Here is a 9,331-nt window from a genome sequence, read left to right on the forward strand (position 1 = left end):
CGGTAAGAGCCACCGGGGAGACGAGCCCGAGACAGCCGGCGATGACTGCGCCGCGCTGGTGCAGTCCTTCCAAAGCACCGACATCAGCAAGACGGGGAAGTTGACAGAGGTGGTAATCGCGAAGGCCAGGCTCACCATGAACGCGATGTTCTGTTTCTCAGCCGAAGCACTTCACTGACCGTCCGCACCACCGCACGGCTGGGCATGGATCCGCCTCCCAGGAGCAGCTCTGCTCCGACGATGCCCTCGTTACCCGCTCGGCGCCAGCGTTTAGTTCTTGCCGTACTGCTGCTTCTCAGCAGCTATGCAACTGCCCTTAGCATCGCCAGCCATAGCGTCACACTTTTCCACCGTCCCTTTGTAGTCAGCGTCACGCTTTTCATCGGGGCGGCGTCCTTCCTGGCTTCACCGATTTCCTTGCCTAGCTTGGCGTCGGCCAAGGCCTGCGGACCCCTTTTTTTTGGCCCTGGTCGTGCCTAGCTCTCTGTGACCACGAATCAGATGCTTTGCTTTGCCACTCAGCCACCTGCATTTCGGCTTCCTCTTTCGCTATTTCGTAACGCTCCTGGATCTTCCCGGCCAGTTGGTCCCGCTGGCCGGCGACGACATCGAAGTCGTCATCGGTCAGCTTGCCCCCGTCGACGGTGATGTCCTTGCCGGTGACGCCCGGCACCAGATCCTCGGGCTTGCTGCTGCGACCTTGCTGCTTGAGCACGAGACTCACGCCATTGGCGACCGCGTCCGTAACGGGATTGGGTTTGCCAGGCATATCGGCAGCTGCATGGCTCGCAGCGAGGCGCGGCGCAGAAGGCGGGCGCGGTGGAAACGCCGGGAAGTCGAGCCATTTTTGCTCGAAGCTGAATGGATAGATCAGTCAGCCCAGGGATCGGACGTCAGATAGTCGTCGATGCCGGTGTGAAAGGTTCGACTGACCTCGCGACGGGAGTGCAGCAGGGCCTGAGTCGGATGCGTACCACCATCGACGCGGCGCACTCGTCGGACAGCTCATATTGCACCGCCGGCGAATTGCGCAGTTGCTGCTCAAGATCGATGCCGACCGCGACGGCACCATGGTTGAGAGAACTCGGCCTTGACGTGAAACAGTTTGCAACTCCCCGTTTGCCTTGCAGCCTCGCAGCAGGTCTTCCACGACSATGTCTGCTCGTTTGGGCGATGACGTTCTCTGAGTGCGCTCCTCATTCATCCAGCAAAGCCGCGACCTGTTGGGCGATCTCTCATGCAAACGGTTCATAGTCGCAGGCTGGACAGGCCATGACGGTTGCGCGGAAGTGCAGATGCGTGTTGCTCGCAGACCCCTGTCAGGACGATCTGTTCATCAGACCCTCACGGCCCTTGCATTTCGTTGAAGCGCCGTCGATTATGAGACGCAGGGCTGGTTCTAATGACGACACGGGTCCAAGACAGAACTTGATATGGATCGTCCGCATCCCGAAGGATGCCGAGATGCAGATCAGATTCGAAGCTGGGTCCGTTTCCCTGTGAAGGAGACACGGCGATGGACTCGGACTTGGCACGACGGGATGTGATGCGGCAAGGCGGTGCAGCGCTCGCCGGCTTTGCGCTCCTGCATTCCTCCCTGCTTGCTCGTGCCTTTCCGGCCCGGCCGGGCGAGGAGGTCATTCCCTGGGTGGATCAGCCGCCGGCGAATCCGAGCGGCGGGGTTGTCGAGAATCTGCCTCAGTGGGAGGAGATGGGTTCCTGGTTGACGCCCAATGACAAGTTCTTTCGCGTGGCGCACTACAACAAGCCCGTCATCGACGAAAAGGCTTGGGCTCTCGAGGTTGCCGGGCTCGTCAAGCAGCCCAAGACCTTGAGCCTTGCCGCGCTCAAGGCGCGACCACGAAAAGAGATCGTCTTCACACTCGAATGTTCCGGAAATCACGGGTTCCCGTGGTTCACCAGCGGGATCGGCACGGCCAAATGGGCGGGAACGCCACTCGCACCCCTGCTCAGGGAAGTCGGGGTTTTGCATCGAGGGACAGAAATCGTCTTCGTCGGGAGCGATGCGGGTGAAGAGGAAGTCCGTCAGATCAAGATGCCTCAGCACTTCGCTCGCAGCATGTCGTTGGTCGATGCGATGAATCCGAACAATCTGCTTTGCTATGAGATGAACGGCGCAGCGCTTCCACAGCCCCATGGCTATCCCGTGCGGCTTATCGCTCCGGGCTGGTATGGCATCGCGAACGTCAAATGGTTGAAGCGCATCGAGATATGGGACACCCGCTTCATGGGTCGCTTCATGGCGCGGGACTATGTCACGATTCGTGAAGAGAAGCGAAACCAGGACACCGTTTGGACGGAGTCGTCTGTGGGCCGGGCTCTTCTCAAGTCTGTTCCGGCCAAGGTCACCGGCAAGGATGGCAAGTACCGCGTGGTCGGCGCGGCGTGGGGACCCTCCGTGGCGCGCGTGGAGGTGAAGATCGACGCGGGGTCCTGGGTCCCAGCACGGCTCGACCGAAGCGAGCAAGCGGAGTTTGCGTGGAAGCTTTGGTCACTGGAGTGGCCGAATGCAACGCCGGGAGAACATTCGATCACTTCTCGTGTTTTTGATACCCAGGGGAATGTTCAACCGGCGATGGAGGATCCTCGCATTGCCAACAAGCGAACCTACTGGGAAAGCAACGGCCAGGTCACGCGGCGGGTTCGCATCACTTGATCTTCGATCGAAATCCGTTCGACTTTCGCGCCACCCGATCCGTGACCTGGGAAGCTGAGCAGACTGTTCAACGAGAGCATGGCGCGACCTACCTCATGGCGTCTCCGCGCCCGGCGCCGCGGGGCCCGTGGCCATCGACTGCGCGCCCAAGCTGCGCCGCAGGCGCTGGAATTCCGGATTCCTGCGCAGCACCTGCCGGCCCGCCGCCTCCAGGGCGTGGGCTTGCGCAGGGAGGATTTCGAATGCCGTGGGCACGTCCATCAGCAGTTGCCGCATGCCCGAGTCCTCTAGGTCGTGCAGGCTCACGTTGACCAGATAAAGTTCCGCGTCCGTGGCAAACGGGCTGCCCGCGCGACGTCTTGCTTCGCGCAGTTCGCCTTCGAGGCGCTGCATTGCGTCCTTCACCATCTCCGTGGTCTCCTCGCTGAACCGGGAGCCGGCCCCGAAGACCAGCGTCTGCACCACCTGGCCCGAATTGGGCACGCGGTCGGAATCGTCGATGCCCGTGGCGAGGCCGCGCTCGGAGTTCACGGTCACGAGCACGATCCTGTGCACCGACCCCGGCGGCAGGGTCCGGAATGTGGACAAGAGTGAGCCGCTGGCGATGGTGTGATCCATCAGACCGCGCACTCCGAGGTTGTCCGCCACTCCCCCGTCGACGAGATGGATGTACGGACGCTCCTTCGCATTCCGGTAGCTCTGCGCTATCCGGTGCAGGACGCGGGCCGAGAGGTTCCGTTCGGGCGACATGCCCGTCTCGAGCCCCTGGGCCTGCGTGCAGGTACCGGCATAGTTCCGCACTGTCGCCGGGCTCAGCAGGATGGGCACCGCGGAAGACGCCGCCACGGCGAACGACAGGGGCACGGAGTCCAGGTGGGAGCAAATCAATGCGAACTGCTCCGGCGTGAACTCGAAGGGCACTCCCGTGGTGAGATCAGTGGCCGTGACCAGCAGGCGCGGCCAGGGACGGCGCTTGCGCAGGTCGCCGAAGGTCGTGCCGCGGAACACGGTCTCGAGCCGATTGGCAAGCACCTGGGTGCGGCCCCACCAAGGCGAAGTGAGCCGGTACGTCGAGGCCGGAGACAGGGCCTGGCGGATCAGCCCTGACTGGAAATTCACCAGCAGGAAGTCGTGTTCGAAGCGGGTGAACACCTCATCACCGAAGGCCGCGTAGTAGGCCGCGAGGATGCTGCCGCCGGAGACGGCGCTGACCAGCCCCACTTCGTCCAGCAACGTGGTCTCGCCGTGTTGCGTCTCAAAGCGCGTGGCCTTGAGCTCCTGCAGCACGCCCAACCCGAACGCGGCCGCGCGCGCGCCGCCACCGGAAAGAGTGAGCGCCGCGATCACCGGGTGTCCTGTGACCTGCGCGTCATCGGCGACTATCGGCCTGACCATCGGCTGGATGGTCGCATCCGGCGCGATCGGCTCATTGATCCAGGGACGCACCGTGGAACACGCGGCGAGCAGCAGGGCCAGGGCGCAGGCCGATGCGCTGCGCGCGAGCCGGCGCGCCTCATTGCGGACAAACAGATTCATCGAGCATCCTTGTGCGGCTTGTGCCGCAGGTCAGAAGATAGGGTCTCGGCCGCGTGAAGTCGTCTCGCTACGGTCGCGTTTCGGTGCCTTTCTTGTCAGACACGCGTACCGAATCCCGACCGAACTCAGACGATTCGTCCACGACTTCGCAGAACGCACCGCCTACGCTCCGGCATCGGCGCCACCCGTGCGGACCCGGCGCCGTAACCCTTCCACTGTCCACTTGATCCAGGAGAAAAGACATGAGAAACACATTCACAGGCGCGCTAGCTGCACTCTTCCTCATGACGGGGGCAGCAAGCGCCCAGGCGCAGGTTGCGGGCTCCACGCTGATCGGTATCGGCATCACGGAGGTGCGCGAAATCGCCAACGGATTGAGCGCCAAGAAGCAGATCCTCGGGCAAGAGGTCCTCAACGAGAACGGCGAAACCGTGGGCCGCATCACCGACGTCATCGTCGCGCCGAACGCGTCGGTCTCCTACGCCATCGTGGGCGCCGGCGGTTTCCTGGGCGTGCGCAGRCACGACGTCGCGATCCCGGTGGGACTGTTCAACGTTTCAGGGGACCGCCCGGTGCTGCGTGGCGCCACGCGCGAGGCGATCAAGGCCATGCCGGCCTTCGAGTACGCGCGCTGACCACGGCGCCGCCACTCAAGGCTTCACCATGCACCAGGAAATCTCTTCTTCCTTCGGCGGGGCGGCCGCAGCCCCGTCGCAAGCCGAGCCGGCGTCCTTCGTTCTGCTGTTCCGGTCCTTGTTCCAAAGTGGTCAGGCGTTCGCCTTCGCCTGCGACCTGCACGGGCACGTAGACATGGATGGCATGAGCGAGCGGACGCGCAACAACTACCTGTACGCGCGGGCGATGATCGGCCGCGAGGTGGCCTTCCCGAGCGTGCAAACGCACGTCGAGCGGGATCGGGATCACGTGTAGCGTCCCCGGCCCCACCTAGAGTCCGGCGCGGATTGCCTTGAGCTCCCTGCGGCACGCCTCGCCGAAAACCTTCAGGGGGTCGGCGTCCTCTGAATGCGCGATGCGGCCCAACTCCGCCGCCGTCAGGTTGCTGGCGAAGTACTGGTCCGCGATGCGCCGCAACAGGCGCTCTGCCTCGGCGAGCACCTCGGCGGAGGCGACGAGCCGGATGCGATTGAGCAGCGTGTACGCCGGGACCAGCGTCTCCGGCTGGTCGAGCGTGTGCGTCAGTGCATCCATGAGGAGCTTGCCGCATTCGGCGATGAATTCGCCGTAGAGGGCCTCGTGCTTGCGGATCTCCATCCCGATCAGTTCGCGCCTGCCGTGCGTCTTCTGGGTGATCCACGCGATCGCGATCGTGGCCGTGCTGCCGGCCAGCGACCCCAGCACCCCGGCGAGGGCACCGACGTTGCTGATGTCCATCATGGTGTCGCCCACAACCCCAAGCTCATGCACGCCGCCAGTCCGCGGCGAGGTCGGGGAAATGCTTGCGCAGGCGCTCGACTACGTACGACTCGATCGCGGCGGTCGGGATCTGCCCCCGGACCTCGGCCGACTTCTCGCGCACTGCGAAGTGCAGAACCAGCATGTCGTGCAGCTTGCCGAACGCGATCGGATTGTCGGTCCCGCATACCGACGAGTCGCGGTGCAGGACCCGCTCGATCACGCCCGGCTGGAGCAGCTTGATCCGGCACAGCAGCGCCATACGCGCGATTTCGCGATCGATGTCCTCGAGATTCGCAACGACGCGATAGTCATCCAGCCTCATGTTCATGGTCTTGCCTCCGTGAAAAGGGGGGTGCGTCCGCCGATGGGAGACACCTCTTCGCGCAGCACGCCGAGGGCGTGGAAAGCCGCGACCCATTCCTCGTTGGTGGGCTCCACCGCCACGCGCACCCGGCCGCGCGCGCTGGAGATCGTGGCGGCGTGGGCGCGGTTGGCGTCTTCCTCCAACTCCACTCCCAGCCATTGGAGCCCGCGGCAGATGCGCTCGCGCAGCACCGCACTGTGCTCGCCGACGCCAGCGGTGAACGCGAGCAGGTCGAGCCCGCCGAGCACCGCCGTCAGGGCGCCGATCTCGCGCACGATGCGCCGAACGTACAGGTCCAGCGCCATGCGCGCCCGGGGATTCGTGTCCTCGGCCGCCAGCAGGACCTGGGGGCTCGGCGACAGCCCCGAGACACCGAGCAGCCCGGACTCGCGGTACAGCAGTTGTTCGAGCTCCTGCACACCCATCTTGTCGACCTGAAGCAGGTGCAGCAGCACGCCGGGGGCCATCGCGCCGCAGCGCGTGCCCATCATCAATCCATCCAGCGCGGAAAAGCCCATGGTGGTGGCGACGCTGCTCAGCGCCTCCATCGCGCAGAGACTGGCGCCGCTGCCGAGATGCGCCACGATCGTGCGCCCGCGGGCCGCGGGGCCGTATCGCTCGGCCAGGGCGATGGCCAGGTATTCGTAGGACAGGCCGTGGAAACCGTAGCGGCGCACCCCGCGTTCCCACAGGACATGGGGCAGCGGCAGCATCTGCTCCACTTGCGGCAGCGTCCGGTGGAAGGCCGTGTCGAAGCAGGCCACCTGCGGCAGATGTGGCGCCTCGCCCAGCAGCACTTCGATCGCCTCCAGGGCGTAGGGCTGGTGCAGCGGCGCGAGGGGGATGAAGCTGCGCAGTTCCTCCAGCACCACGCGGTCCACGTGCACGGGGGCCGTGTACTTGCTGCCGCCGTGCACGACCCGGTGAACCACGGCGGCCGGTGGGCGGCCGCCCGTGCGCCGTTCGATGCAGGCACGGACGTGCTGCAGGGCGGCGTGGTAGGGACGCTCGGGGTCAAGTGCCAGGGTCACGGACGCGCCGTCCGCGTCGATCAGTTGCGTCTGCGTGCCGGCGATGCCTTCGACCCGGCCGGCCCAGAGCGGGCGTCGCGGCAGCGGCGTGGCGCCGGTGTCGAAGAGGGCGAACTTGATGCTCGAAGAGCCGCAGTTCAGGACCAGGATGGTACCGCGCGCCCACGCGAAGCCGGACACGGGTTCGAGAGCTTCCTGGACAGGACGGCCGACGGCGCCTTCCCGCGCAGCGGGCTGCAGCATGGCAGCGCTCACGGCTGCAACTCCAGGTTAGCCGCGGGAGCGGCAGGCGCCACTGCCCGGGTCGCCGCCGCCAGGGAAGGATGCCGCACGGCACCCGCACCTTGCGCAATACCGCGCGCAGCGACAAGGGCCACGGCGCAGGATGCAATGCGGGACTCGCGCGGGTCGGCGCGGCTCGTGAGCACGATCGGGATGCGCGCACCGAGCACGATGCCGGCGCTGGCCGCGCCGCCGAGATGCTCCAGCTGCTTGGCGAGCATGTTGCCGCTCTCCAGGTCCGGGACGACCAGGATGTCGGCCGCTCCCGCGACCTCGGACACGATGCCCTTGGTGCGCGCGGCGGCAGCGGACACTGCGTTGTCGAAGGCCAGCGGCCCGTCGACCAACGCACCCTCGATCTGGCCGCGATCGGCCATCTTGCAGAGGGCCGCGGCGTCCAGCGTGGCGGGCATGTTGGGGTTGACCGTCTCGACGGCGGCGAGGACGGCGACGTGCGGCCGCGCGACCCCAAAGGCATGCGCGAGGTCCACCGCGTTGCGCACGATGTCGAGCTTGTCCTGCAGCGTCGGCGCGATGTTGATCGCGGCGTCCGTGATGATGAACGGGCGCGGGTAGGCGGGCGTCTGCATCACGAAGCAATGGCTCATGCGGCGACCGGTGCGCAGCTTGCTGGCGACCACGGCGGACATCAGTTCGTCGGTGTGCAGGCTGCCTTTCATGAGGGCGTCCACCTGGCCCTGGAGCGCCATCTCGACGGCGCGCGCGGCCGCGACATGGCTGTCCGCGACGTCCTCGACGGGCAGGTCCCCGATCTCGAGGCCGGCCTGTCGAGCGATGGCCTGCAGGCGCTCGCGCGGCGCGACCAGCACCGGGTCGATGAGGCCGGCGGCATGGGCATCGAGCGCGGCGGAAAGGCTCACCGCATCGCAGGGGTACACCACCGCCATGCGCAGCCGACCCAACGGCCGCACGCGCTCGATCAGCCGTGTCAGGTCATCTTCGTGCGATGGTGCAATGTGCACCTGCGGCAGGCTGCCGCGCGGGCGCTCGAAGCGTTCCGTCGGCGCGCTCACGGTCGCGACGCCGGTGATCACCTGCTGGCCGTGCTGGTTGACGCAAGCGCAGTCGAGGACCACGCTGCGGTTCGTCTCGTCGCGCGCCGTGATCGTCACCGTGATGGCCAGGGTGTCGCCCACCCGCACCGGGGCCCGGAACTCCAGCGTCTGGGCGCGGTAGACCGTTCCCGGTCCGGGCAGGCAGGTGCCAATCACCGCCGAAATCAGCGATGCACCCCACATACCGTGGGCGATGACGCCCTGGTATGGCGTGGAGGCGGCGAACTCGGCGTCGGTGTGCTGCGGGTTGATGTCGCCCGAGATCGCCGCGAACAACTGGATGTCGGCGGCACTCAGCGTGCGCTGAATGGTGGCTCGGTCGCCCACGGCGATCTCGCCAAAGGTGCGGTTGCGCAGCACCGCCAGTTCATGGGAAGGGGAAGTAGAGGACACGATTCTTTCGCCTTGGGGTCGTTGGTCATGCAAGGATGTGGAAGCCGCCGTCCACGTAGTGGACGTCGCCGGTGATCGCCTGGGCCGCACCGCTCACGAGGAACGCGCACAGCGAGCCCACGTCGTCGATCTCGACCTCGCGCGGCAGGGGCGCCCGGCAGCGTGCGTCTTCGATCAGATCGTCGAAGCCGGGGATGCCGGAGGCCGCGCGCGTGCGGATCGGCCCCGGCGACACCGCGTTGACGCGGATGCCACGCGGGCCCATCTCGGTGGCGAGGTAGCGGACCGAAGCTTCGAGCGCGGCCTTCACCGGCCCCATCACGCCGTAGTGCGGCACGACTTCCGCCGCGCCCAGGTAGCTCATGGTCAGCAGCGCACCTCCCTCGTGCATCAGCGGTTCGGCCAGGCGCGCCATCCGCACGAACGAGTGGCACGAGATGTCCATCGCGCGGGCGAAGCCCTCGGGGGAGCTGTCGGCCACCCGCCCGTGCAAGTCGGCGGAGGGGGCGAAGGCGATCGAGTGCAGCACGAAGTCGAGGCGCCCCCAGCGCTGCCG

The 9,331-nt window shown here is 66.2% G+C and carries 10 protein-coding genes and 1 pseudogene; 3 read left to right on the forward strand and 8 right to left on the reverse strand.

From position 1 onward, the window contains the following. Positions 1–159 (reverse strand): annotated as a pseudogene (locus AC1DY5_RS30075) (sodium:solute symporter family transporter); the annotation flags it as partial. A 262-nt stretch (positions 160–421) separates the two neighbouring features. Beyond that, positions 422–769: a CsbD family protein gene (locus tag AC1DY5_RS30080; RefSeq protein ID WP_478117404.1), complete on the reverse strand. Its 348-nt coding sequence runs from the start codon at positions 767–769 to the stop codon at positions 422–424. Between the two features lie 747 nt (positions 770–1,516). Here AC1DY5_RS30080 and AC1DY5_RS30085 point away from each other — a divergent pair. Beyond that, complete coding sequence (locus AC1DY5_RS30085) at positions 1,517–2,677, forward strand: molybdopterin-dependent oxidoreductase (protein WP_478117405.1); 1,161 nt, start codon at positions 1,517–1,519, stop codon at positions 2,675–2,677. A 93-nt stretch (positions 2,678–2,770) separates the two neighbouring features. Here the strand turns inward: AC1DY5_RS30085 and AC1DY5_RS30090 are convergent, their stop codons facing one another. Beyond that, a complete protein-coding gene (locus AC1DY5_RS30090; RefSeq protein WP_478117407.1) occupies positions 2,771–4,213 on the reverse strand; it encodes a patatin-like phospholipase family protein in 1,443 nt (480 codons plus the stop codon). A gap of 242 nt (positions 4,214–4,455) precedes the next feature. On the opposite strand from AC1DY5_RS30090, the gene AC1DY5_RS30095 reads away from it, so the two are divergent. Further along, on the forward strand, positions 4,456–4,848 hold the full coding sequence (locus AC1DY5_RS30095; RefSeq protein ID WP_478117409.1) for a PRC-barrel domain-containing protein: 393 nt from the start codon (positions 4,456–4,458) through the stop codon (positions 4,846–4,848). A 28-nt stretch (positions 4,849–4,876) separates the two neighbouring features. Next, positions 4,877–5,143: a hypothetical protein gene (locus tag AC1DY5_RS30100; protein WP_478117411.1), complete on the forward strand. Its 267-nt coding sequence runs from the start codon at positions 4,877–4,879 to the stop codon at positions 5,141–5,143. 15 nt (positions 5,144–5,158) lie between these two features. Here AC1DY5_RS30100 and AC1DY5_RS30105 read toward each other — a convergent pair whose 3' ends face one another. The 5 genes from AC1DY5_RS30105 to AC1DY5_RS30125 form a co-directional block, all read right to left on the reverse strand. Next, a complete protein-coding gene (locus AC1DY5_RS30105) occupies positions 5,159–5,620 on the reverse strand; it encodes a hypothetical protein (RefSeq protein ID WP_478117413.1) in 462 nt (153 codons plus the stop codon). A 10-nt stretch (positions 5,621–5,630) separates the two neighbouring features. Further along, positions 5,631–5,957 carry a hypothetical protein gene (locus AC1DY5_RS30110; protein WP_478117415.1) on the reverse strand — a complete coding sequence of 109 codons (327 nt, stop codon included), beginning with the start codon at positions 5,955–5,957 and terminating at the stop codon, positions 5,631–5,633. Continuing rightward, positions 5,954–7,279: an acetate/propionate family kinase gene (locus AC1DY5_RS30115; protein WP_478117417.1), complete on the reverse strand. Its 1,326-nt coding sequence runs from the start codon at positions 7,277–7,279 to the stop codon at positions 5,954–5,956. Before AC1DY5_RS30115 ends, AC1DY5_RS30110 begins: the two co-directional genes overlap by 4 nt. Continuing rightward, a complete protein-coding gene (locus AC1DY5_RS30120; RefSeq protein ID WP_478117420.1) occupies positions 7,276–8,778 on the reverse strand; it encodes a bifunctional enoyl-CoA hydratase/phosphate acetyltransferase in 1,503 nt (500 codons plus the stop codon). Before AC1DY5_RS30120 ends, AC1DY5_RS30115 begins: the two co-directional genes overlap by 4 nt. A 22-nt stretch (positions 8,779–8,800) precedes the next feature. Further along, the coding region (locus AC1DY5_RS30125; protein WP_478117419.1) for an SDR family oxidoreductase at positions 8,801–9,331 on the reverse strand (531 nt) is incomplete at its 5' end.

This window comes from Variovorax sp. P4_D9, from assembly GCF_056401695.1.

What these genes read in the sequence shown, in the direction of transcription:
- AC1DY5_RS30080 (WP_478117404.1), bottom strand. Translation starts at nt 769, where the DNA reads ATGCCTGGCAAACCCAATCCCGTTACGGACGCGGTCGCCAATGGCGTG.
- AC1DY5_RS30085 (WP_478117405.1), top strand. Translation starts at nt 1,517, where the DNA reads ATGGACTCGGACTTGGCACGACGGGATGTGATGCGGCAAGGCGGTGCA.
- AC1DY5_RS30090 (WP_478117407.1), bottom strand. Translation starts at nt 4,213, where the DNA reads ATGAATCTGTTTGTCCGCAATGAGGCGCGCCGGCTCGCGCGCAGCGCA.
- AC1DY5_RS30100 (WP_478117411.1), top strand. Translation starts at nt 4,877, where the DNA reads ATGCACCAGGAAATCTCTTCTTCCTTCGGCGGGGCGGCCGCAGCCCCG.
- AC1DY5_RS30110 (WP_478117415.1), bottom strand. Translation starts at nt 5,957, where the DNA reads ATGAACATGAGGCTGGATGACTATCGCGTCGTTGCGAATCTCGAGGAC.